The organism is Enterococcus larvae (genome assembly GCF_017830045.1).
GTDB lineage: Bacteria > Bacillota > Bacilli > Lactobacillales > Enterococcaceae > Enterococcus_L > Enterococcus_L larvae.
Genome location: NZ_JAEDXU010000005.1, coordinates 52,559 through 78,233, shown reverse-complemented (window position 1 = coordinate 78,233; position 25,675 = coordinate 52,559). Strand labels below are relative to the sequence as shown.

22 protein-coding genes are annotated in these 25,675 nt (G+C 39.7%); 1 reads left to right on the top strand and 21 read right to left on the bottom strand.

What is annotated here, in order from left to right:
• Window positions 1-103 precede the first annotated feature (103 nt).
• The 3 genes from I6N96_RS10825 to I6N96_RS10815 all read right to left on the bottom strand — a co-directional run bounded on the left by I6N96_RS10825 (window position 104) and on the right by I6N96_RS10815 (window position 4,915).
• Entirely contained in the window at window positions 104-1,876 is a 1,773-nt protein-coding gene (locus I6N96_RS10825; protein ID WP_209557559.1) for an Ig-like domain-containing protein, read from the bottom strand.
• 653 nt (window positions 1,877-2,529) lie between these two features.
• Window positions 2,530-3,690 carry a lysozyme gene (locus I6N96_RS10820; protein WP_209557558.1) on the bottom strand — a complete coding sequence of 387 codons (1,161 nt, stop codon included), beginning with the start codon at window positions 3,688-3,690 and terminating at the stop codon, window positions 2,530-2,532.
• Between the two features lie 85 nt (window positions 3,691-3,775).
• A complete protein-coding gene (locus I6N96_RS10815; protein WP_209557557.1) occupies window positions 3,776-4,915 on the bottom strand; it encodes a CHAP domain-containing protein in 1,140 nt (379 codons plus the stop codon).
• Window positions 4,916-5,219: 304 nt separating this feature from the next.
• Between I6N96_RS10815 and I6N96_RS10810 the strand changes: the two genes are divergently transcribed.
• Complete coding sequence (locus I6N96_RS10810; RefSeq protein WP_209557556.1) at window positions 5,220-5,435, top strand: helix-turn-helix domain-containing protein; 216 nt, start codon at window positions 5,220-5,222, stop codon at window positions 5,433-5,435.
• Between the two features lie 348 nt (window positions 5,436-5,783).
• Here I6N96_RS10810 and I6N96_RS10805 read toward each other — a convergent pair whose 3' ends face one another.
• The 18 genes from I6N96_RS10805 to I6N96_RS10720 form a co-directional block, all read right to left on the bottom strand.
• Window positions 5,784-6,155, bottom strand: a complete 372-nt coding sequence (locus tag I6N96_RS10805; RefSeq protein ID WP_209557555.1) for a hypothetical protein — start codon at window positions 6,153-6,155, stop codon at window positions 5,784-5,786.
• A 2-nt stretch (window positions 6,156-6,157) separates the two neighbouring features.
• Entirely contained in the window at window positions 6,158-6,547 is a 390-nt protein-coding gene (locus tag I6N96_RS10800) for a hypothetical protein (RefSeq protein WP_209557554.1), read from the bottom strand.
• 44 nt (window positions 6,548-6,591) lie between these two features.
• Entirely contained in the window at window positions 6,592-6,849 is a 258-nt protein-coding gene (locus I6N96_RS10795; RefSeq protein WP_209557553.1) for a CPCC family cysteine-rich protein, read from the bottom strand.
• Window positions 6,850-7,102: 253 nt separating this feature from the next.
• Window positions 7,103-8,044 (bottom strand): L-lactate dehydrogenase, encoded by a 942-nt coding sequence (locus I6N96_RS10790; protein ID WP_209557552.1) that lies wholly within the window; start codon window positions 8,042-8,044, stop codon window positions 7,103-7,105.
• A gap of 72 nt (window positions 8,045-8,116) precedes the next feature.
• Window positions 8,117-9,646 carry a cardiolipin synthase gene (gene cls, locus I6N96_RS10785; protein ID WP_347339081.1) on the bottom strand — a complete coding sequence of 510 codons (1,530 nt, stop codon included), beginning with the start codon at window positions 9,644-9,646 and terminating at the stop codon, window positions 8,117-8,119.
• Window positions 9,647-9,701: 55 nt separating this feature from the next.
• Window positions 9,702-10,700 carry a S16 family serine protease gene (locus I6N96_RS10780; RefSeq protein ID WP_209557550.1) on the bottom strand — a complete coding sequence of 333 codons (999 nt, stop codon included), beginning with the start codon at window positions 10,698-10,700 and terminating at the stop codon, window positions 9,702-9,704.
• A gap of 11 nt (window positions 10,701-10,711) precedes the next feature.
• Window positions 10,712-11,350, bottom strand: a complete 639-nt coding sequence (locus I6N96_RS10775; RefSeq protein WP_209557549.1) for a GTP pyrophosphokinase — start codon at window positions 11,348-11,350, stop codon at window positions 10,712-10,714.
• Between the two features lie 119 nt (window positions 11,351-11,469).
• Window positions 11,470-12,675, bottom strand: coding sequence for a hypothetical protein (locus I6N96_RS10770; RefSeq protein ID WP_202060666.1), 1,206 nt, complete (start codon window positions 12,673-12,675; stop codon window positions 11,470-11,472).
• Window positions 12,676-12,695: 20 nt separating this feature from the next.
• The gene (locus I6N96_RS10765) at window positions 12,696-13,535 is read right to left on the bottom strand and encodes a YitT family protein (RefSeq protein ID WP_430650141.1); all 840 of its coding nucleotides are present in this window, start codon (window positions 13,533-13,535) and stop codon (window positions 12,696-12,698) included.
• Window positions 13,535-14,662 (bottom strand): M20/M25/M40 family metallo-hydrolase, encoded by a 1,128-nt coding sequence (locus I6N96_RS10760; RefSeq protein WP_209557548.1) that lies wholly within the window; start codon window positions 14,660-14,662, stop codon window positions 13,535-13,537. Before I6N96_RS10760 ends, I6N96_RS10765 begins: the two co-directional genes overlap by 1 nt.
• 796 nt (window positions 14,663-15,458) lie before the next feature.
• A complete protein-coding gene (lepB, locus tag I6N96_RS10755) occupies window positions 15,459-16,319 on the bottom strand; it encodes a signal peptidase I (RefSeq protein ID WP_245186934.1) in 861 nt (286 codons plus the stop codon).
• On the bottom strand, window positions 16,316-16,999 hold the full coding sequence (locus tag I6N96_RS10750; RefSeq protein ID WP_209557547.1) for a GlsB/YeaQ/YmgE family stress response membrane protein: 684 nt from the start codon (window positions 16,997-16,999) through the stop codon (window positions 16,316-16,318). Before I6N96_RS10750 ends, lepB begins: the two co-directional genes overlap by 4 nt.
• A gap of 21 nt (window positions 17,000-17,020) precedes the next feature.
• Window positions 17,021-18,184 (bottom strand): WxLIP family cell surface protein, encoded by a 1,164-nt coding sequence (locus I6N96_RS10745; protein WP_209557546.1) that lies wholly within the window; start codon window positions 18,182-18,184, stop codon window positions 17,021-17,023.
• Window positions 18,185-18,339: 155 nt separating this feature from the next.
• The gene (locus I6N96_RS10740) at window positions 18,340-19,104 is read right to left on the bottom strand and encodes a WxL domain-containing protein (protein WP_209557545.1); all 765 of its coding nucleotides are present in this window, start codon (window positions 19,102-19,104) and stop codon (window positions 18,340-18,342) included.
• Window positions 19,105-19,177: 73 nt separating this feature from the next.
• Complete coding sequence (locus I6N96_RS10735; RefSeq protein ID WP_209557544.1) at window positions 19,178-19,984, bottom strand: WxL domain-containing protein; 807 nt, start codon at window positions 19,982-19,984, stop codon at window positions 19,178-19,180.
• 2 nt (window positions 19,985-19,986) lie between these two features.
• Complete coding sequence (locus tag I6N96_RS10730) at window positions 19,987-20,328, bottom strand: EF2685/EF0750 family sortase-dependent surface protein (RefSeq protein ID WP_209557543.1); 342 nt, start codon at window positions 20,326-20,328, stop codon at window positions 19,987-19,989.
• Between the two features lie 16 nt (window positions 20,329-20,344).
• Window positions 20,345-24,589 carry a pectate lyase-like adhesive domain-containing protein gene (locus I6N96_RS10725; protein ID WP_209557542.1) on the bottom strand — a complete coding sequence of 1,415 codons (4,245 nt, stop codon included), beginning with the start codon at window positions 24,587-24,589 and terminating at the stop codon, window positions 20,345-20,347.
• 162 nt (window positions 24,590-24,751) lie between these two features.
• The gene (locus tag I6N96_RS10720) at window positions 24,752-25,459 is read right to left on the bottom strand and encodes a winged helix-turn-helix domain-containing protein (RefSeq protein WP_209557541.1); all 708 of its coding nucleotides are present in this window, start codon (window positions 25,457-25,459) and stop codon (window positions 24,752-24,754) included.
• Window positions 25,460-25,675: the final 216 nt, after the last annotated feature.

The window sequence follows — 25,675 nt, the reverse complement described above, 5'->3', positions numbered from 1 at the left end:
CAGCATTTTTTCTCTTCAGAACACTTAGTACACTCAAACAAAAGAAGACAACAAAAGTTATCTTCTTTATATATGTCATCATTTACATTTTTCTTATAAATATTTACTCAACTATACTAAAATAGATTCTATCTGAATAAGACATGTATTCTCCCGAACAAAAAAGAGCATCTAACACATCAGTATAAGTACCTGAATAAGGTTTGAGTGCCGTTAGTTCCCCTGTTTCACTAATGCTTACATAATCTTTCGCATAGTTATAAAAAATAGAATCTGGGAAGGCTCCGTTATTTGCTCGTGCCTTTATTTGTACTTTGTCACCGACTTTCAAAACCATACCATTTAATTCGTCTTTGTTTTCAATTGTTGGTTTTGCATTTGTAAGTTCCGACAAGGTGAAACTATATTTTTTTCCAATCAAATCATATCCCCAATCTACGAATCCAAAACCACGAATAGCATCTTCAGGCTTTTCAAATCTCAAATATCTTTTGCCATTTGCTGCTGTCCGACTAGTTGGGTTCTGATCAACAGTCCAAGTATATTTCCCGTCTTCATTAAAAATCGTATAACCTTTATATGCTGAATTGTTTTCAATCTCTATTCCATATATTTTATTTGCTTCTGCTTGGAATTGGAAACAATCATAGTCACCATAAAAATCATAAGACCCAGAGTAACTGTTTCCAACTTCTATGGGAGTTCCTGGGAATTTCTGTGGATGATCGTCTTTGACTGATACTTCGCAAGTTGCTACATGTCGACCATCTTTGGTTGTAGCTGTTATAGTAGTTTTTTTATCTGACGATTCTATTCCACTTTTTATGATTCCATATTTATCCACATTAACAACTGAGGAATCCTCACTTTCCCAAACAATTTCTTGAGTTTCAGCGTTTTCAGGGTAAAACTTAACATTCAGTTGCTTTGATTCAGCTCCTCTTGGTATCAATTCAATCGATTCAGGTTCAATAGCAATTTTTTTGATTTCTACTGGTTTAGTAAGTAAATGTTGAATCATCGCATATCTTTCAAAAGTTATTCTAGTTCCTATACTAGCAATTGGCTCACCGCTTGGAGTTTCAGTGTAGGCTGTCATTACACCATAAATAATCTTTTCTGAATTATATAAAGCCGAACCACTATTTCCAGGTGTTGTGTCAAAATTTGTAAAAACAACAAACGGATAATCAATTTCTTGAGACCATTCTGCTTTTGTATCAGTGTACATATCCCCGTTAAACATCCCAGGATAGCCTGTTACGGTAAACGAATCATTATTTGGAATAATACTTCCAACATGATACGACAACCCCAGCCAGCCTGTTTCATATCCCTTTGGCATAGATAATTGTACAATGGCTAAGTCAGTATCTACACTTGGATTTTCAATGTAAGCTTTCGGTAGATACACTTTTTCTACATATGCCGGTGGGTTTGCAAATGGATATGGATTATCAATTGACGCACCAGGTGAAAAAGAACCATAAGGTTTAAACCCTTGATTCCAAACTACATGAGCACAAGTTAGTACGGTACTTGGACCAATCATTGTCCCGGATCCTTGACCCCCAGCTCGATACAACCCAATAGAAGAATATGGATATTGGGTTGGAAATTCTACTTTTTTTCGCTCGTCTTCTCCAATAACTCCTGGAATCTTACTACGCGAAAGTACACTTGGTGGTACTGGAGATAAGTACCTTGGAAGATTATCTTTTTCAATATCTTCAAAAAGAACTGTTTTTTCAGTACCTGTGTTCATATCATACTCAACCCAATCATATCCTTCATCTGCTAAAGAAATGGATGGAACAACTAGCGAAAAAACAGAGAATAGAATACCAATACCTAACATTTTAAGAACTTTTTTCATTTTCATTTCCCCCTCAATTGAAATTTGGAAAATTAATCTACTTATTTGTTAAACAAATAGAAACGCTTACAAACCAAGTATATCAAATATCATTTGAAATAGTGTAATTATTTTATATCTTTAAGTTTTGCTAGTTTACTTCAATAAAAAAGAGCACAAGATAAATTGTGCTCCAATTACTACCCTTCCTTCTTTCTAAATTCGTCTCAAAAACACTCGTTTTTGATAAACGATATTTTACACTTACAACTGACGTCTTAATTACCTTCTGTCATCTTTTGATTTAAATGGCATAGTTTCTTTCGATTGATTTGGCACAACAGATAAATAATGAACATTAAAAAGCTATTTTTCTGCAGGAGTCACTGAGAATATAGGGTTATGCTATTTTGATAGATCACGTGAATTATTGAATTGTTTGGACTAATGGGAAGTATTATTGGGTTTTGCTTCTTCTTATTCATTTCAAGTGGTCGTTTAACTTTTTATATTATATAACATGATCAACTATAGTTTATTAGTAATAAGAATCAAATAAAAACACTCCTGAAGCTAAGACCTCAGGAGTGCTAAAATAACAGTATTCAAGATTTACATATCTACAGGATTTCATAGAATAGTTATTCTTTTAAATTGCTGACTTTCAAAATTTATTAAAGTGTAATAACCTTATCAAAGTACAGATCATCGATGATTTTATTTCCTTTCGAATCTGTCGCATATCGTGCAAGGACTTTTACCTTTCGACCTTTTAGTCCTGTTGTATCGATACGAACATCGAAGCCACTCTTGCCGGCAAATGGTTGACCTGGATATGCCTGTGCCACATCGGGACGAGAAACAGAAACAAAGGTTTGTCTTTTCACTTCCTGCCCTGTGCTTGCATCGAGTAGGAATAAATATCGAAAGGTATCATTGTCCCCATAGTTAGATATATGCCAGCCACCTAGTTGTACAGAGTTACCTTCTACCTTGATACCATTCAAACTACCGCTATTCATACGACCAAGTGTTGCTTTCACAGGTTTATAGTCGAAATCGCTGACCTGTCCGTTCCCGCCAGCTTCTTTGGCATACCGTGACATGATTCTGATTTGTTTACCTAATAGCTTGTCAGTTACTGGAATACTTAAATAGAAGCCGCTGTTTTTGGAATTGGGAATAGTTGGATATGCTTGTGCGATATCGTTTCTAACCAATCGAGTGATTTTTTCTCTATGCAGCTCCGCACCGGTTGCAGCATTTAATAAGAAAATATAACTGTGTGGTCCTGAAGCGCTGTTACTTGTCGCATGCCAGCCGCCAATCTTAATCTCTCGTGCTTTGATATCGAATGTATCTAAATTGCCCGCTACAGTTTCTGTTGAAGGAACTTGTTTTAAAAACAAAGCTGCTTCATCATTTCTGCGATTAACCAATCCTTGAAGGATTTGACCGCCAGCGTAAACGTATTTTTTCATTTCGGATGCAGCATTTTGCCACTCTCTATTATTTAGATAAATTAATAATTGTGATCCTCTAAGTATCTCAGCGCCTAAGTTAAAATGGAAGCTTACCAGAGCATCGAATTGTCCCTGCGCTAGTTGCACAGATACATATTTAAAGATACCTGATGCATGAGATTTTATGTCTTCATCCAAAAAGACATTTGCCTGACTTTCTGTAATCTGCATACCAGCATAAACCCCACTAGTATGCCCATAACCAATCGTCCACACCCCCACTGAATCTTGGTAGGCTGTTAGGCGCAAGCCTTCCCATTTCTTAATTAGATTTCTTCCTTCTTGAGAAATTTTTAAATTTTCATTTGCCATAATACTTTCCACCTTTTCTAAATATTGCTAAAATAACTAACATTTTACATTCTTAATTCTTGAATTTTACTCGTATTAGCTGAAACTAAAGCGTGATAACCTTATCAAAATACAGATCGTCGATGATTTTATTCCCTTTTGCATCTGTTGCGTATCGTGCAAGGACTTTTACTTTTCGACCTTTTAGTCCTGTTGTATCGACACGAACATCGAAGCCACTTTTACCGGCAAATGGTTGACCTGGGTATGCCTGCGCCACATCGGGACGAGAGACAGAAACGAAGGTTTGTCTTTTCACTTCTTGCCCTGTGGTTGCATCGAGTAGGAACAGGTATCGGAAGGTGTCATTATCCCCGTAGTTAGATATATGCCAGCCACCTAGTTGTACGGAGTTTCCCTCTACTTGGATGCCATTCAGACTTCCGCCGTTCATTCGACCAAGTGTTGCTTTCACAGGTTTATAGTCGAAATCACTGACCTGACCATTTCCACCCTCTTCTTTAGCATATCGCGACATGATTCTGATTTGTTTCCCCAACAGCTTATCAGTTACTGGAATACTTAAATAAAACCCACTATTTTTAGAATTGGGAATAGTTGGATATGCTTGTGCGATATCGTTCCTAACCAATCGAGTGATTTTTTCTCTATGCAGCTCCGCACCGGTTGCAGCATTTAATAAGAAAATATAACTGTGTGGCCCTGAAGCGCTGTTACTTGTCGCATGCCACCCCCCAATCTTGATCTCTCTTGCTTTGATATCGAATGTATCCAAATTCCCTGCTAAAGTTTCTTCTGTTTCATAAACTGGTCGAATAACTCCCCAAACGCCTATCATATTATGAGTGATTTTGGCAGCAGGACTACCATAATCCAGACTTGGATTGATTGCATTTTGATCAACTGATACAAAGGTTCCAGAGCTCTTCCCATCTTCTATTGCAATTGCTGTGTGTCCATATGTTGAATAGTCAGCGCCTACCGCCCAAACTAATACATCACCCTTTTTTATCTCAGTTGCGTTATATACTCTAAGACGTTTAAATCCATTTGGAATTGCTTGAGTTGTCAAAGCGATAGCATTACCATATGGGTGCCAGCCATAGTATTTTTTCATTACATGTACAGTTAAATCCATACACTGAGCACCATACATACCGTCTTCATCAATTCTGTCACCGATACGGCTGATTAGGTAGTTAACCAATTCATTTTTCTTTACCATTTTGTACTCTCCTTCTCTTCAATAACCTAATTGGGTGATACAAACTGTCATCCATCATACAATTACTTTATTCAGTGTATTCTGCCCTTTTTTAGGTAGTAAACTTTCTCGTTTTCAAACGAATATTTAGGATTGTTAGTTACTGCAGTAATAATTTCCCCTTCTACAATTTTGTACCAGATATCTTGTTAATCAGTATAAGTTTTTTTTAAGCCCTATGAATTCGTATCTAGTCCGAAATAATCTATGTGTTCATATTAAAAAGTGTCCAGAAAATGGTCATTTTCTGGACACTCTCTATTTCTTGAAGATTTCTGTTGATTTGAAAGAAATTTCTTTACCTATAATTTCTAAGGAAATAGGTATTCCTTCAACCCATTCTGCAGATACTGAAAATCCTAAAAATCGTGCCACCTATTTTCAAATTAAGGATATGCTCATGAGCGGCTTTCCAATTGCGACTATTAAAGAAATGGCAGGGGTTACTCGTTCGACAATTTATCGTATAAAAAAGAACTAGAGCAATGACTGTACCGCCCCAAAAAAGTTAGATTTTCAGGTCTAACTTTTGGGGGTCGGTACAACATAGTAATATTTTTTCAATCTACTGACATCTTGAGGATGTCCAAGTATTTTTATCGACACAAAATTGACGACCTTCAATTTTATTATGATGCTCACTATAGCCGAAACTATGAATACCCTAGTTAAAAGAAGTAATGAATTTTGTAAGTAATTGCTTTTCGAAATTACAATCAACAATACTGGTGCTGCTGTTACCTGAGTAATCAATTCCAGCAATAATATAGCTGTACTCTTAACTATTTTCCCCATCATTCTATCCTTAACAACCTCTTGCTCATTACTTTCAGGAAGCAAAGTCTTTATCCACCAAACTATCCAAAAATACTCTCTGGCCATTTCCTAAGGGAAGTATTTTAGCTGGTATCCTAAAGGACCATTTTTGTCCTCGTCCTGTGAACGTCCATCGCTCATCAAGGAATAAACCCGATTTCAGCGTACTGTTTGACAGTTCCACTCGATTGAACATCATCTTCTGAATCAGTTTATTCGTTAACTTACTGATGAACAAAATAATTACCTTTTGATTGTTCAACAGTAAAACAGCTTCCTGGGTCGGTACATTCATCCCTTGTGCTTTAGCGTAGCAACTGACCATATCTGTTTCTCCATACTCCATTTTCAGTGCTTCGATAGCTGCCGCACTTATGATCAACATATCTATTCCTCTCCTTCACCCATTGGACATACCGTCAGCCATTTCGCTTCCGCCTGCATCACACCATTTCCATCTAACCCCCACTGTCCTTTATAATCAAGATCGATCATGTCGCCTTTTTTTAGACTCGTCATTGGAAATGCTCGACCATCCAGATAGCTGCATGAAATGCTGGTAGAGGCTTTGATTTCCGCCTTTGCATCAGAATTGATGATGTTCGCTTTTATAATAACTGAACTCCCATCTGAATCGACCACTATTTCATTGACATAACCCCTAAAGTCGAGAGTCTGCGCTTTAGGATAGAGTATATTCGGTAAATAAATGACTGCCGCTATCAAACAAACAGATAGAACATATATCATGACTAATTTCCCAGCCCCTTTTTTCATTCAAACTTCCCCCTATCACTCGTACTCACTTTGTGTTCATTTTTTCAACAATAATACGGAGGAATTTCTTCCTCCTTCGGCTCACGTACATACTGGACCAGCCGCTCCTGACAGGCGCCGAATTTAATAAAATTCTTTTCCCCTTCTTGTAAAGTCATGCCATGATTGCAGACACTTCTATGCGTATGCTTTCTCAAAAAAACATCATTCTCCCAAAAACAAACCGGACAAATATAACCAACTGCTTCCCTATCCGGTACCGGTAAGGTCAGATGACCGCAACACAAACAACGATACCCCATTTTTATCCTCCTTTATTTCACACATCCAACTAAAACATATACCTCTATTATACCTTATGAAAAAGAACAAAAAATAGTGCAGCATCATTTTCTACCTTTGCCGGACATGCACTTATTAGCCGACCGCTGCCATAAAAAATACCTCTGCGGTAGTCATTCTGTAATGAGTCCCGCAGAGGTATTTTATTCAATGAAGATGGTTTTTCAGCTTGTTCTTCGTGATAGCAGCTTCTTTCATCCGGTGGAGCATATCCTAGGAATCATCCTCCAGCACTGTTTGCTGCATTTGCTTAAGAGTCTGAATAGAGTGCTGCATCTTTGTCATCTCGTCTTCATCAAGAGGTATCTCAATAATTTCTCGAACACCCTCTCGATTCAAGACCGCATTAGATCCAATACAAACATCGCTGTTCTCGTATTGCCCTTCTAAGTGAACAGAAACCGGCAGCACCGCATTTTCATCCTGCAAAATCGCTTGAGTGATTCGTGCTAAAGCAATGGCAATGCCATAGTGGGTGGAGCCTTTGTAGTTGATGATTTCATACGCTGCATTTTTTACATTTTCCGACAAGGTAAGAAGATCCTCCTGTGAAAACTCGGGATGCTGAGTCAGCCATTCTGTGATCTTCAACCCTCCGATATTTCCGTGAGACCACACAGGAAACTGCGTATCACCATGCTCGCCCAGAATATAAATATTTACATCTCTTGGGTCTATCTGAAACTTCTCGCCTACTGCACTTCTAAGCCTTGCGCTATCTAATGATGTACCTGAACCAATCACCTTCCTTGAAGGAAACCCCGTCAGCTCTTTTACATAATGGGTAAGGACATCCACAGGATTACTGGCAATCAAGAATATACCATCAAAGCCATTGTCCATGACTGATGTAACGATAGACTTGATGATACGGGCATTCCGCTTAACCAAATCGAGTCTTGTCTCATTTTCTTTTTGAGCCGCACCAGCTGTAATCACTACTAAATCGGCTTGAAAGCAATCAGAATACTCCGCAGAGTAGATATTTTTCGGACCAACATAGGCTAAACCATGAGTCAGATCCTGAACATCCCCGGCAACTTTATCCGAATCCAGATCAATAATCCCTACATCGCTGCCTAACCCCTGTGCCATTAAAGCAAAGCTGTAGCTTGAGCCGACATCGCCATTGCCAATTACTATAATTTTGTTCATAATAAGTCTCCCTTCCGTTTAATACATCGACTACGTTTGACGGTCATAACATCCATTAATTTATTAACCACTTTACAGAATTGGGACAAACAGAGCACTGATTTTTTCCTTGAACTTCTCTAAAAGGGTCCGCTCATTCTGCATTACTTCATCAATCCTATGAGCATTTTCTAAATCAGCAGCGAACTGTTGTGCTAAAGTTTCGACAGCTGGAGAAGGACCATAGATAAATAGTGACAGCTCATGATTCAGGTAAAAGCTGCGGATATCAAAATTGGTCGATCCAACTGTTGCTATGTGCTCATCAACGATCATACATTTACAGTGAATAAAAGAGGATCGATCATAAGCATAGACCTCGATTCCGGCAGAAAGCAACTCATCAATAAAGGAATTCGTCCCATAATAGGAAATACCTCTATCTCCTTTTCCGGGAATGATCAACTGCACCTTGATCCCACAACGAGATGCTCGTCTTAATGCACCTAAGGTTTCCTCATCTGGGATAAAGTACGGCATAGCAATCTTGATTGACTGGGTTGCTTTACCAATTAGATCAACAAAGGAATCCTTGATGGTTCGTTCCTCATCGTAGGGACCTCCATACAAAACCTGAACAACCTCTGAATCCAGCGATTCCTTGATGGTCGTCAATGGGAAGTAGCGTTCCTTATTCCCGATGAACTGGGTCAGCGTATCATGATTTTTGTCAAGGAACAGCCAGTCATAGATAAAGCATTCCTGCACCTCGATCACTGCTGGTCCCATAAGCCGTATATTAGTATCCCGCCAATACTTGAATTTTTTTCCTTGCCCTCTGTATTCGTTTCCTATATTCATTCCGCCAACATGAGCAACTTGACCATCGACGATCACCATCTTCCTGTGATTGCGCCAATTTGCTTTATTACTTAACAAAGGCGAATTCAAGAGATCGTATGTCCTTACTTCCACCCCTTTGTCCCGCATGTCATTCAGCAGTTGATTAGGAAAAGCAATGGAACCCAGACTATCATACATAAAACGAACCTTGACTCCTTGACTCGCCTTTTTCATTAAGGCGTGTGTCAATTCGGTCCCCGCCTCATCTCCCTTGATGATAAAGAAGAAAACATGTACATGATCCTTGGCGTTCTCTATGTCCTCAAGCAATAGCTCAAAAGCTTCTTTCCCTTTATTCAATACCTTCACATGATTGGCAGTGGTTGGATGCTTCGATGAGAGATGATAGATTTCCCGTGACAAATCGTGTTTCTTATGAATCGCCTCAGGATGCTCCAACAGCAAGTTGGAAACAAAACCCTGCAGTTTTTTTTCACTTTCCACTTGGTGCTTCGGCAACTTACGTTGATGAGGCTCTTTTCCTATCAGAAAATACAATAGGATTCCGAACAGAGGTAAAAAGAGCAGCGCCAGCATCCATGCAAATTTTGAAGAAGCTTCTCTTTGATCGAAAAATACTAAGTATCCGCAAAGAACAATCGCCAAAAGCTCAAGTGCACCAAAAATATAGCTGAATCTACTGACGGATACTGCTAGTAAAATCACACTAAAAATCAGTAGAATAAGCAGTACTTTATAACGCTGCAATTTGTTTTTCACACGAACTCCTCCAATCATAAGCGGCCTTGTCTTTCACTTCTTGATAAATCACTTTCTATATTGTCGTTTCTAAGTAACGAATGATGTCCTGTATATTATTTACGGGAATGATCTCCATATCTGACTGTAAAAAGTCTCTAGTCCTAACAGCTTCAGCATAGTTTGACGTAGTCGTCAGATCCAGCTCTGCCAGATCAGGTACGAAAAATAGTTCTGCACCGGCAGAATGTGCAGCGGCAACCTTTTGTGAAATACCACCAACCTGTCCTACTCCACCAGCGGACTCGATTGTTCCTGTTCCTGCGATTGTTCGTCCATTCAGCAAATCCTGCCCGGTTATTTGCTGATAGATACTCAATGTCAGCATAGCTCCACCAGATGGGCCTCCAAAGCCTTTCGAGTCAATCGTTACTGTCGGTGTTTTTTCTTCAATTGCCAGCACGCCATTTAATAAATAGCCATCAAATGAGATTTTATCTATAGATAAGTCCTGAGTTTCTCCATTTCTGATAACGGTTAGGCTTGTTGTATTTGCTTTAAGTGTATCTGTCAATGTCGACAGCATCTCTTGTGTCACCGGCTCTTCATTCACTGCTGTCAAAATATCGTTGACTCGAAGTTCATCCAAATTCGACACGTCACGATTAACAGCCATGATCCTCACACCTTTGATCGTTAACTCATTTTCTATTTTAGCGGCTCGATAAGCTTCTACGATTGCTGCTTGCCGGGAGTTGGCCATGAAGGCCTGTTGGATATCTCGATTATCTTTCCCCATGATTCCTTGATTCGTGTAATCTGTCTTCACGTCGGAATAGTAGGAAGCCAATGCAGCTAGATAGCTCGCTAAGGTCGCCGGTCTTCTACTGACAGTCGTGACATAGATTTTACCATTGATTTCTTCTGATTCATGTTTCACGGATACCATTTGAACTGCATCACCTAATGGTCCCGGCTTCAAGATATACCTGTTAGGTATCTTGAAAAAAAACACAAAATATATTGCTGTCAGACCTATGATCAGCATCACTAAAAATTTCTTATGTACTCGCATGTCTCCACCCCTCAACCAGATAAAGATGAATGATTGAACTGCATGATTTTCTCTCTTAAAAGCAGCATCTCCTTATCAAGCAAATGGGCTTTCTCAGAGCATTGCTTCAATTCATTTATCAGTTTACGATCCTTATATTCATTTTTATATTTCAACTCATGTTCAAGATTTGCCCAAAAATCCATTGCTGCTGTACGTATTTGGACTTCTACATTGACATTTTCTTTCATATTGGATAAAAATACTGGGATTTGTACGACTAAATGAAGACTTCTATACCCGTTTTCTTTCGGCGCTTCGATATAATTTTTTTCTTTGAGGAGCACTACATCATCCTGTCCTAAAAACATCTCTCTTACTCGATAAACATCATCGATATAGGAACAAATGATCCTAACTCCGGCACCATCGAAAATCTCTTTTAAAATAGTGTCAGCAACTACAGGAATATTTTTTTTGCGGCATTTTTCATATATTGAATGATTGCTTTTCACTCTGGAGCTGATTCGTTGTATCGCTGTCCGTTCATTTCTTAAGGATAGCTCTGAGAGTAGCACACTAAACTTTGTCTCACATTCCTTCATGACACATTCAAAGAAAAATTGAGCATTCTGAATTTCCATTTGATATTGGGGTAGTAGATGCTTCATTCGTTTCATCCTTTCCATCAACCGACAGTTCAAATCGTTCATTACTGCTGTTTTTACATAAAGAATAATGAGAGACAGGGCTTCTGCCCCTCACTATCCCCGTTTTCTTATTGCCTGTTTTAACCAATCATCAACCCAACAATCAATCCACCGGTAAGTACAGAGGTTATTGTTATCGTTGAAAATCCGGCTGTGACCATGATTGGCAGGAGGTTCTGTTCAATTACAGCAATCTCCTCTTCTGATTCTCCTACAGCGGCGGCGGCCTCCTTTGTCAACACCATTGTTCCTGGGAAGCCAAATAGTGTTGTCATCCCAACTGCGATGGACAATGGTCCAGAATAGCCCACTGCTTTTCCAAGAAAGTAAGAAGCGATAAAGATGACCAGCACTCCTGCAACGAGATAGAACGCAATCGGTCCTATCAGCTTCAATAAATCAGCTGGCACAATATCTGCTAAAGGTCCAAAGGCGATGACCATGATTGAAATCATCAGTAGTCCAAAAGAGTCTGTAGATGACAAGGCATTTGGTTTTAAAATCTTGAAATGTCTCAAGATGATCCCTAGAAGCAAAGCAATTACAAATGTATTGACATAGCCATTACTCAAATCACTTAAGAGACGAGAGACATAGACTGTTGCTCCTAAAAGGAACAAGGTTCCATAAGCTGTCTGTAAAAACGCTGGAAGAATGCTTTCTTTTGCCTCTTCAACATTTTCCTTTACTTCATTTTCATAGAAGGTCAAATTGCCTTTTCTATATTCTCCCCGTACCCGAGTAGCTTCTTTCTTCAAGATATTCGCTGTTACTAAAAATCCGACAAGATTCTTCAGGTTGAGTATCAATAAAGGGAAAACCGCTAGTAAGTAACCTGTCAACAAGCCCAAATCTCCGCCTGCTCCCATGATTTCAGCAACCTTATCTTGTACCATCAATATTGACAACGTGCCTCCGGTAATTGCTGCAGTTCCTGCAACAGCAATGTTTCGATCGAAGATGATCCCTCCGATAAAAATCAACACCAGTGTCAATACAACAACAGTAATCGAGCCGATGACGAACGTCCGCCATTGCGCCTTCAGGTCTTCAAAGCTCATCATCGTTCCTAAATGTACGATAATGATTCCCACTACTGCATTTCCGATGCCCAATAATCCTGAGCTTTGAATAAGATCATGCGGCAGCCAGTCTGCAGCGAAGCCGATAAGAAAAATCATGGATGCAACAAGCATCATTGAAATCAGTGCTTTTGTTTTTGATGATACCAACTCTCCGACAGTCCAAATCAACATAACAATTGTAAAAGCTAATATTGGTTCCATTTTTTATTCCCCCATTCCCATCATTGTATTGGATGATACGTAAAGCCTAAGCCATGAACTTCTGCAACATTATAGGTGATCACGAAGCTTTCAGGATCGATCTGATCAATAACTTTTTTCACTCGAGGATACTCCTGATCAGCAACAACGATCAAAATCATTTCCCGTCCCTGCTCATCTTTTCCACCACGAATATCAAAGAGCGTCATGCCGCGATTCATCTCATCTTGCAACTGTGTTCTCATCTCAGTTGTATGTGTCTGACTGATGATCATGATGGCCTTTCTTCGTTTCAGCCCAGTCTCAATATACGTCATAACTGCTGAGGTGATTCCGATAGATAGTATGGCAAACAGAAACTCTTCAAAGCCAAAAACATACAGACTCATAAAGACGATCACAACATCGGTTAAAAAGAGCCCCATAGAAGTATTCAGTCCAAAGTATTTTTCAAAAATCAGCGGTGGGATCGTTGTTCCGCCGCTTGAAGCTTGTATTTTATATAAAAGTGCTACGCCGACTGCAAAAATGACACTTCCAAAGACCACCGATAATAAACGATCCGTTGTCAATGTGACTTCTGGAACCAGATGTAAGCAGATAGGGAAAAGGATACTGCCGAACAACGTATTCAAAAAGATCTTTTTCCCTAAGAAAATCGCCGCTAGAACCAATAGAACAACATTGAATCCCATAACAACCCAGGCTCTGTCGATTCCCAGCATGTACTCTAGTAAAATCCCAATTCCGCTTACGCCGCCTGCCGCAATATGATGCGGCCCTAAAAACATATTGATACTGATCGCCAGCAGTAAAACTGCGGCAGTTATTTTTAAAATTTGCATCCCTTGCTTCTTCATTACTGCACCTCTGTTCTCCTCGGAGAATTCTTAGCCAGCTCAATAACCAGCAGAACTGCCTTTTCCATCTCTTCAACGGGAATATATTCTTCTGTGGTGTGAATTTTTTCATAACCTACGGATAGATTGACTACTCGTTTGCCTTTTTCATTAAAGACATTGGCATCACTTCCTCCTCCGCTTGTTTCTCGGATGATCTCATACCCTAGCTGTTCCCCTGCTGATAAAAGTAATGTCATCACCTGCTCATCATCACTGACATCAAAGCCTGTAGCCATTTTTCTGATATCAATCGTTACCTCTCCTCCATGAAGCGAAGCTGCTTCTTCAAATGCTGCAACCATTTCTGCAATCAAGGTATCCGCCTTCGCCGGATCAATTGCCCGAACTTCCCCCTTCACTAAAAGTGAGTCCATTACGATATTCGTCGCCTCTCCTCCTTGGATAACACCTATATTTGCTGTTGTCCGTTCATCGATCCTGCCCATTTTTATTTTCTTTAACGCATCAGATAAAATCGCAACAGCTGATACTCCTTTCTCCGGCTCAAGTCCGGCATGTGCCGCCTTCCCGGTTATCGAAACGTCATACATGAACAGCGTTGGGCTTGCAATAGTCACTCTCCCTACTGAACCGCCGCTATCGAGAACATAACCCATTGACGCTTCTATCGTGCTCATATCCAATGCAGAGGAACCAATCAAACCAATTTCTTCACCTGGAGATAAAACGAATTCTAAATTGCCTGTATCAATCGAGTCTTCCTTAATCCTTTGAATTGCTTCAATCATGATCGCAATTCCAGCCTTATCATCAGCACCTAAAATTGTTTCACCTTTAGAATAGAGAATTCCATCCTTCTCTATCACTTGAATACCATTCCCCGGAGTCACAGTATCTGTATGTGATGAAAACATCAACGGTTCTTTCTCACTGTCTCCCTTGAGCGTCGCAATCAAGTTATTCGCTCCTAACCCTGTGGTCTCCATACTCTGATCTTCTTTGATGTCCATTCCAAAAGAGAGAAATTTTTCCTTTAGCAGCGCATGAATTTTTTCCTCATTACCTGAAACCGAATCAATGGTTACCAATTCCTCAAACGTTTTGACTAATCTAGCTTTACTCATTCCAATCACTCCTATTAATTTTTATTTTTTGAGATTTTTTTCAAATCAAATCTTTCTTCGCTTTAAACTATAGCAAAATTATTAGTTAATTTAGAATCAGCTTTTTCACAAAGCACTGAAAAAAACTACTTATTTTCTCTTTTCAGCTCAAATCGAATTGAAGAGAAATTCCTACTATATGTTTTATTGATTTGAGTATAATCCTTAGAGAAAAAGTGGTCAAAAATTAGGATTTTTCACATTTCAAAAAGAAATTTCAATATAAATCTGATTTCTTATCTAAAATTAGATAAAATCCTAATGTCAGAATAAAATCGACTTGACGCTATTAGAATGAAGATTGTTAATTTTTTAAATAACAGTCATAATTTATCCTCATTCATTTCCAATAAAAAACAAATTAAATTAAAAAAATCCTCACTTTTTCCTAACATAATTTAAGTATCACTAAAATCATCTGCAATCCACATCACAACTTTTTGCAATGCACATAGAAAAAATTCTTGGGGAAGAACATACATTTTAGTGATAATTTTTTTGAAAGGGTGTGGTTATACGAATTATCTCAGAATAGGCGTACTTCATATTTTTTGTAAGAAAACGGTACAAAGAGAGTTCAAATCAACATCCTTATTGTTAACGACTTAGAAAAGAATTTCTCACAAAACTCTTTTCAAAACAAAAAGGCCCTCCAGCAGGAGAGGCTTTTTGTTTTTGATCACTCGATTGATAATCAATGATTGAACCTTATATTGTAGCTAAAAAGCACTGTATTGCTCTTAGCGCTTTTCTTGATTTAGAACGCTGTTAAATCATTCAGAGGCAATAATCGCATAGTTACAATACCAATTATCTGTCGACTATCGATCAGTCCATAATCCCGACTATCATACCCATAATCCCGATTATCGCCTAAAACCAGATAATGATTTTTCGGTATGACCGTCTCACTACTTATATCCTGTAGTTGGAAATCTTCTGTGTACTGACCACCATTCTTTTGCGCTTCATTGATTTCATCGATGATAAATTTTTCATCGATCGGCTCTCCATCAACATATAGGAAATCTTCTGAATATGTGATCTGTTCCCCAGGTAATCCAATAACTCGGCGTACCTCTTCAATCTCCCCTCGCTTAAACAAGACAAGATCAAACCGATGGAATGTTTTTGTTTTTTTGACCAATACAGTATTTTCAGCACGTATAGTAGGCAGCATACTGAAACCTGATACTTTTGCTGTTTTTAAGAAAATCGAACTGACAATAAGAAAAATAAGAGCTGTAGATAAAACAATTACCCCCAGCTCAAAAATTCTTGCTTTTACATTGCGAAAAACACGTTGTTTCTTTTTGCCTGTCGCTACTTTTCTCTTTCCCTGTAACTTTGACGATTTCTTCTTACGGCTTTGGATATCCTTCATCGATTTTTCTTGACGAGCCGCTCTCTGTCTGTTTTTACCGTTATTCTTTTTTTGTTCACCAGACATATTTTTTTCGGCACTTCTGTTTTTGAAAGAGTTTGTACCAGAGGGGTTGCCTTTCTTTATCCCTGTTTTTTTTCTTGAAGGTGCTATTTTCTTACCTGATTTCAGAGTTCTCTTCGAAGGCTTCTTTGAACGACGTACAGCACTCATTTCCTTTTCTTCTCGCCTCATTCATCATCACTTGCTCCTTCTTCCTCAAGCTCGGACTGATTGACCTTATAATACTCAAATGCGGCAGTTTCATAGGTAATCGTCTTTTCAATATCCACTTGAAATTCTTCTACTAAGCTGCTGTTCCCATAAAAGTTATTGCTCTCTCGTGTCGCATTAACGCCTAGCTCGGATAAAGCCGCGTAATAACGATTTAATGCGGACTGCCCTTCCTGCTTATTTAAATTGCTTGCCTGTTTTGTAGAATATGCTGCTAATGTTGTCGCCAAATAACGAATATTCTGTTGCGAAGCAAGCTCGTCTTCTTCCTGTTGTGCCGCCTTATTCAATTCTTCCTGAAAATCTCTCAACAAGTAATAGGAACGAACAATCAGAACTGAATCATCTGACGATAAGTTGATCGACTGATAGTAGCTTGCATACGCTGCCCCGCCGCCGCAAACGGAGACCAGCAATACCATAACTACAGCTGCGATCATCGATCTCTTTCGGCGTTTTTTTAATCTAATTTTTGTTGCTTCCCATCTTCTGCGCTTTTTCTTATTTTTAGGTGGTCGTTCAGGAAGCCGCTTAAGCCTGCTGCTTTGAAAAAAGATTTGACCTAAAAAATAGATGGTTAGAAGCAGAAAAATAATCGCTCCAGCTATAGCTCCCATAATAATCCAAGCAAGTATTGTCATTTGCACTGCTCCTACTCTTCTTTAAAGTCTTTTCTTCTTGATTTGTCCATTATCTGCTTTCTTTGGACTTCTCTTTTTCTTTCCAGCTTTTTCTGCAGCTGCACGACGGTTTTTCTTCTTATGAAAAACAACGATCAGTAGGAAGATAATGGCTACTACTAATACAAAGCCGCCAACAATCAAACCTACCAGCTTCCAATCGATTCCAGTTTCCTGAGTTAATCCGACATCTCGCTCATTATATTTCTGAGCCTCTTCCTCTGTAATCTCAAAATCCTCCGTCCACTCCCAGCGTTGCTCTCCGGCCGTCGCCAAAACATGTACAGTATAGTCCCCAGACTCCATTCGTTCCCCATTCATTGCTATCGGAAATTCAATAAAAGAAGTTGGTGCCATCCGCATGGAAGTTTTCTTTGTTTCATACAAAACTGTATTGCTGCCTTTTTTCATCACTTGTGCTTCAACAGTCAAATCATTTAGATACGCAGCAATAACATTAGAAAAATTTACATACACTGAGTTACGATAATTCAGCTGTCCAGCATAGGCACTGTTAAACTGCAGATCTGGCGTCAGCACAGCTTCGCTTTCCTGCAGCAAAATGGAAATCACGTATGCGTATTGATTGATTACAGTGGAACCACCCTCTGGATTAGCGTCTTCTGTCTGTCCTGCCTTCATCAATTGCAGACCACCGGCAATCACACCTTCAAAGCCAGTTTCCGGCATCTTGATAGCTAAATCAACCTGCTTTGTTTCTCCAGCCGCTAAATCAACGGATTCAGGGCCAGTTACCAGATCTTCGAAAGCAAAAGCTAACGAAGCATCATTTTCAATCTCATTGTTTGCATATTCGATCACACCGTTTTTATTTGTTTTTGCACCATTCAAAGCTAGATCAACAGTGATATTCTCAGCTCCCGGATTACTCAAGACAACAGCTATTGTCTGCTCTTGCCCTGGATTCATCAATAGTTGGTAATAGCCAAGATTTTTATCCATTTGATTTTCCGGAAATTCAAGAGTATAGGTAAATCCTGCTGCTGTAGTAGGATCAGTTGCTGTATCTTCTCCAGATCCCCAAGCAGTTATGTTTGTTACGCCTACAAATAAACATAGCAGGAATAAACTGATGAACACTGTGAAAAATGTTTGTGACTGTTTTTTTCTAAACTGTTTGCTCATATGATTGACCTCATTATTCTATTTATAGTAAAAACGATAGAGAGTGTTCTATGTATATGCCCAATATACTTGCTTCCTGACGAATTGAAATAATAAAGTAAGCTGGCAAAGTATTTACCAGCTTACCCTTGAAACATGAAACTAATGTCACTAGATTATGCAGTTGCACCCATTGTCCAAGTAACTGTAGCCGTATATGTTCCCAATGTCATTGCAGAAGCAACGCTTGTAGGGATTTGTAATTGAACAGAGTCTCCGTCAGTTCCAGCACCAGCACCTGAATAAGATGCACTTTGACCGAATTCAAGTGTCCATAGACCACTACCTTCGCCAGCCGCTGCACTAACAAATACTTTTTCTCCACCGTCTGTACTCAAAACTTCTGAGGTAGGTACTGCTGCTGCAATTGTACCTGTACCAGAGGTTTCCAATAATGGATTTGTATATGTGATGCTTGCTCCGTCAAGAGTTGTTGTACCATTAGTGAATTGGCTTGATAATTTACCTGTAATTGTATAACCAGTGTAGTTACCAGTAACATCACCAAAAGAAACGATGTTTCCGCGAGTTTCACCAGTTGCAGTACCTGCATCATCAACTAAAGCAATAGATGAAGCGTATGCTGAAGTTGTTCCAACAGCGATGTTTCCGAAATCTAAATCTGATACAGCAATGATCCCTTTGTTGTTAATATCTGGGTTTGGTGTAATTCCTGGTGTTTCTGGATCAATACCAGGTCCATCTGGATTTTCCGGGTCAACGACGCTATCTGGATCTGTTGGGTCGATTGTACCACCAGTTACAGTTACAGTTCCTTGAGAGCCCAGAGATGTTTCATCCGCACTTACTGCTACTGTTCCTACTGTTGTTGCTCCGATAGCTGCTACTAAAGCAACTGCACATAATTTTCTTAATTTCATTTTTGTTCCTCCTAAATTGTCTGTGATATATACAAATGGACATAATCCAAATTGCCTAATTTTATTTGCTGCTTTATTCTGTTGGTGCAGCTTCCAAGCTCCATGTTAAAGTCGTTGTATATTGAACCGGATAAATAGTACTCGTTTCCGGAACAGTTAGTGAAACCGCTGAATTACTGTAGCTCTCTTTGTTAAATGTTGGATCAATGACTGCCTGTCCATTTTTATCTGTCAAAGCAGTTAACGTATTTTCCTGAGCGAATGTATTTTCGCCGGACGCACCAAATGCAATCGTCCAAACACCTTTTCCTTGATTACTACCAGCAGCAGCCACCGTATACGCTGTATTCATTTCGTTAATGGCCAATGTATCGCGACTAACAGTCGGGGTATTACTATTTCCAGCAGTATTCGCCCAACCATTTCCAAAAGACAACACTGCCCCTTTTAAGCTTTGATCCTCAAGGTTTTGAATGATCGAGCTGTGGAATTGTGTATCTTGCGACAAGGTCAGATTCCAACCATACGAGTCTGAACGAAAATCACTGACTTGAATATAATAACCACGGGCTGACGTATCACTATGAAACAATTGTGCAAGTGAATCGAATGTCCGATTGGTTTTCGTGATTTCAGCAGAAGAAAAATTTAAGCTGGAAACAAAATCAATCCTTAGATCCCCTTTAGTTGAAGGACCTTCTCCAGGATCTACTTCCACAGCCGGATTTTCCGGATCTACTGGTGTACTCGTTTCTTTTCCTTCTACAGTAACTGCGCCATTGCTGCCAAGATCGCTGGCACATACTTTCTCTTGCCCAATAAAGATACCGGATAAGAAAAGTGGAAATAGGGACAACTTGAAAAGTACATTCATTTTCATCTCTACTTCTCCTCCTTATTCTTTTTCCGACGATAAAGGAAGAGCAGCATGAAGCCCAGTACAAGACAAATACCAATGAGACTATAGTTGCCTAGCTGTTCTCCTAGATTTGCCAGCTTTCCGCCAGCAGGCTTTTGTTCTGAAGGAACAGTCGTACTGGGAGTTGTTGGTTCCGAGGACGAAGGGGTAGTAATCGGTTCACTTGACCCCTCATAGAAAGTAATCTGTCCTTTAGAATTAACTTGTCCACCTGTACCAGAAGCTGCTGAAGTCGTATCGGCAAATCCTGCTGCCGAAGATAGCAATAGCAAGAAACTTAGAAGGATAACATATCTTTTTTTCATATTCTTCTCTACCCTCCTATGGTTGTCCTGCCATGATTGTCCAAGTAACGACACCAGCATAAGTACCTACACTTGAAACAGTCGTTTTTGTAGGATCGGCGATCAGTTTCAATCCCGGATCTTCCGATGTGCTGCCCCAAGTACTTGTCACATCAAAGGTACCGCCAGATGAATTCGTATAAATGGTTTGGTTTCCGTAGTCTAAAGTCAACGGGATTTCATCACCATTACCATTTACATACCAAAGAGCTTCATTCATCACGGAACCAGTTGATGCGTTCGTCATGTTCGTTGTCAGCGCCGCATACAATGTCCAACCATCTGATTTATTTGCTCGAGTGTCTGTTACGACCAAATCACCGTCAGTTGTCGGATTGTCGACTCGTTGTACCTTGGCATTATAAGTAATATTGCCAAAATCAACTTTTAGTGGTGCTGATTTCAAAAACAGCTGTCCTGTCACTGTATACGTAACCGTCTGCTCTGTTTCTGTGATCGTTAAACTCGTCTCATCGGTCGGCCGTATACTGATTTCATACCCGGCTGTTTCCAATGCTGCTAATTGGTCCTGTACAGCCTGAAACGCACTGCTGGTCAGATCAATAACATCACCAACATTCAATGCTGTGTCAATATCTTGTCCTTCACCAATCGTGATTGTATAACCGGACAACACAGTGCCGCTTTCATCTTCAAATTCAACCGTCAAAACAGCATCCATATTGATGACTACTACATTGATTGTTGTAGAAATCTCAGTAGACAAGCCTGTTGTTGCATTTGCCGGAACTGTCAATGTCACGACATATGGTGTATTAGGCTGTAGGCTGCTGTAATTATTCAATCCGCCAAAATCCGTTACCTCAATATAGTCCGTCAAATCTTTCAGAACTCCGCTGACAGTAGTAAATGCTGAAGGATCGCTATTTGCCAGAATATATGCTGCCAATTGTTCGTCTGTCAGACTGCGAATATCAACATATGGGACTTCTAAATCATTTGCTGTAATACCTGAGGCTGATTCAAGAACAATCAGAGTCGCTTCGATGACCGCTGTATTAGGTGCAGCATTCCCATCAGCATCTGTTGCCTGATCAGACACATTGATTTTGATGGTATGTGTCCCTACTGTATTTCGTTGGCTTTCAGCTTCAGCCGGATCCGTAAATGCATAGTCGAAACCAGTATTTACCGGACTCGTATCTGCAACATCCTTCACGAAAGCACTTGGATCTGGCAAGCTCTCACCCTGACTAATGTAGTAAGTCACAGGCGTTGCTGTTGGTGGTGTCTTATCCAAAACTAACTGTGTCGGTTCCTCCGACTTCAGATTTGAAAAACCATACGCATGGATAATATTTCCTGCAGTAAAATAGTTGCCGGAACTGACCGTGTAGGACCAATCACCGTTGCTATCTGCTTGAACAGTAAAGTTATCACGCGTTTCCTGTGCCATCCCAGTATCTTCAACAGGAGATGCAACCGTATCATTGACACCCTTTTCCTTTGCAGAAGTCGTACCATTCAGTGCTTCTTCCCAAAGTCGGATGTAGGCGCCCGGAACTGCATAGCCATAGATAGTGTAAGAACCAGGATCGTCTGGATTATCATTCGATATGCTATTGATAGAGACGCTTGGGTCTGGAATCCGTGTGAACAACACACGCTGCTGTCCTCGAGTAGTAAAGTTTTGATTAAAACTGTTTAGCGTTGCACTCGTCATGGAATTGGCAGAAGTGATTGTTGGATTATAACCACCGCCATAACGAAGGACCATACTTGACATTGGCACGTAATCAAAGTCATAACCAGTGTCAGCGGTTGTCCCGCCATTCATATTGTTCAAAGTCCATTGAAAAACATTTTGTACGGATACTTCCAGATTTCCTCCGGAATAAATCAATCCGTTATTCGTACTAGTGCCGCTTGTCAGCGCAGACACACGCTGCAAGTTCACTCTTTCAGCATCTGAAAACTTAAAGGTTGAGCTCGACCCTCCCATATAGATAAGCCGCTGATCGATCGAAGTACTGTCACTCTGGATGTCAAGAGTTCCCTCTTTCCCAATAACAAATGACACATTACTTGTCGAATAAATCATGTGGCTATTTGAGGATGCCATATTCGTTCCCTTGATATTCAGTGCCCCATTCACGTTGATAGAACCGCCGCTCATATAGATAGCATTTTGTGTATTGCCGTTCCCATTAGAGCTATTGGCAGTCTGCGAAAGATTTACCTCTGCTCCGTTGCCGATATCAATTGCAGCAGATGAGGAATTCAAACTGATAACTGCCGGCTGACTGGAATGATTGGATGTCAAATTAACTACCGAATCGTCACCAACAGTGATACTTCCACCTCGTAAACTTAGTACAGCTCCGGTACCGTCTCCAGAGTTGCTGGGACCATTTCTGACCGCATCCATCTGGACATTTTTTCCAATGACCATATTCCCGCCAGAGTATAAATCAACAACAACACCGCCAATTGAAGAAAGGAAAATTGTCGCATTATCTTCAAAGGTTGCGTTAGAAACACCAATCGTCTGGTTATTGCTGTTATTTACACGCCAGTATGAAGAATCCGTACTTCCGTTATAGTTCGTACCATCAGACCTCAAAGGATTGCCGTCTTTACCAACAGAGCGATAATACTCTTGCTGCTCCAAGTGGATATTTCCACCAAAATAAAGGGTAGATGCTTCCGCTTGAACAAATTGCGCACCATAATCGGTAACATCAACAAAACGCTGCCAGCATTGCCGTTCATAAGTATCTGATAAATCCTGAATCTCAATAGGTCCCCAATAATTTCCATGGAAAAAATTGACATTCTGATAGGTTTGATACCAACGTAAATTATAGCCGCTGCCATCATTCAGTGTTACATCGTAGACACACAAAGTAACGGTACCGAAATCAATAGAATACCCATTTCCTTCAACTGTCACCGCTCTTGCTGCTCCGCTGATATTTGTATATAAAAAGGTTGTACCGCCGGATGCGTTGCTCATACTTGTCGCACTGAAAATGTTTGTGGCTGCATTATTGATGTTTGGTAATTGATAATTTAAGCTTGTTGTTCCAGCTGGGAATACAATGTCGTTAGCGAAATTGATTTCTGTAACACTACGATTTGCATAAGCTAAGAAAAATGTGATCATATCATTAACAGACTTAATATGAGTATAATTATCGCCGTAAGTCAGCTTTGAATTACTTAAGTACGAAGTCATCCCCATCCCGCTCACTGCCCGAGGTAACACAGGATAGTAAAACGGTGCGTAAGGGTTGTTAGACTTGACTGTAATGTTCTGCAGCGTGATGTTCCAATAACTGGATGTGTTCGTTGCTGCATTCACAAAGCCTATCGCTAAATTTCCAAAATCAAAGGTATATCCATTTCCTTCTATGACCAATCCTCTGGAAATTGCAGCCTTGCTGACAAATAAATACCCATATCCAGCATCTAGATCAACAGAGTCTTTATCAAACAAACTTGCATAATTGTTGATCGTTCCTGTAAGCTTAATATCATTGCTCAAAGAAATCGTTGTGATACTTGAATCTGCCAGTGCTTCAGCAAATGTTTGCCAATCTGTTACTTCAGCAGTACCTACAGCACGCAGGCTTCTGGTCTGTTTTTGAACGACTGCTGAGTTTTCTGTCTCCAAATCAGAAGAATCACTCTTCACAACAGTGACTGTTAATTCCGCAGCATTTTCTTTCTCATCTCCGCTGCTGAAACTAATTTGATGGTCACCGCTCTTTTCAGCTGTCAAGATCAAACGAAGTGTTGTTTGTTCACTCGCTGCAGAAATCGTCAGTATCCGTTCATTTTCATTCCAATTAAAAATAGGAAGCTCGGCATCTCCATCCTCTTCTAAGAGCATGGCGTTCTCTTCTGTTTCATCAAAAGTCAGACCCTCTGGAACGGTTAATCTCCATTCTCTTTTTGCTTCAACTGCTTCGTCAGCACCTGAATCTTCCGATGCTGATGAACTGTCAAAGGTCACAATTTCCCGCGGGTCACTCTCCAAGGTATTCCCAAGCTCCTTGACATCTCTTTCGTCAGATAATTCCACAATGAATTTCTGATGCTCTGTCACTTTCACTTCGTCAACCATTGAAATGGAAAGCGGTGTTTTCGCAAACAAGGTCGATAGATTACCATATAATTGTGTAAAAACAGCCCCACAAAGAACCGCAACCATCAGCACATTGACCCAAAACAGCCTTATTTTCTTTGTTTTCTTCATTTCATTCACTTTGCCTCCTTACTAGATTAGTTGGTTACAGCCCATCCTATTCCCCCTTTCTAGGTGATAACTGCTTATATGACATGCCTTCTTTTACGGCTGATTTGCCTTTCATCGGCACATTGTTCTTTATGTTGTTGGGTGTGTCCAAGGATGTGTTCTTTAGTCCTTCAAATCCAACATATATCCTTTGGAACGAACTGTACGAATCAACATAGGATTGACAGCATCGTCTTCAAGCTTTCCACGGAGATGAAAAATTAAATTTGCCACTCGATAGTTATGATTATTGAAACCCTCACCCCATATCGATTCAAATAATTCTTCATATGTAACTGTGTTATTCTGAAACCTATAAAGTAACTCCATCGTTTTGTACTCCAAACGAGTCAGAGGGATTTCTTTTCTGCCATCAATTTTTACACTATGGTTTCTAGGAATCATTCGAAGACCCTTCGTACTTGAACTGTCATCATCATTGACCGCAGGCTCTTCCACTTCACAAGACTGATTCGTTTTGATTTTATTCAGACTATTAGAGACAATCAACGCCAAATCTTCTGCTTCATAATCATCCAGCAATACATCTAGTGCCCCTAATTTTAGATAAACGGTTTTTATAACTTTCTGAAGATTAGAGGAAAGCACCCATACAGAAACATCGGATGTTTCTTTGAGCTTCAACAAAATGGAGCATGTACGTGCAGTATCCTGTGCAGAATCTTCACAGATGATTACTCCATCACATTCAGATACTCCTTTTTCAAAATTATCTGAAGTCAATAAGACTACAGGGTTGTCATTTTGCCTGAGTGCTTCTGAATAGGAATCTTCAAACTCTACTGATAAATTAATAACACCTACACACATAATCGGATTCTCCTTCTTTAAGTTTTCACATTTCTTCTATTGTAAATTCCCATTCAATGTGATTATTCTTTCATAAATGAACTTACTTTGAGAAATTGCTTATTTTCCGCGAAAAAAAAAGTATTTATTTCAAATCGACGGCTTAATTGACGGTTTACAAGGAAAAATAAAATCATTTTTAATGTCATTTTTGATGAATTCTGCCTCTTTTTTCCT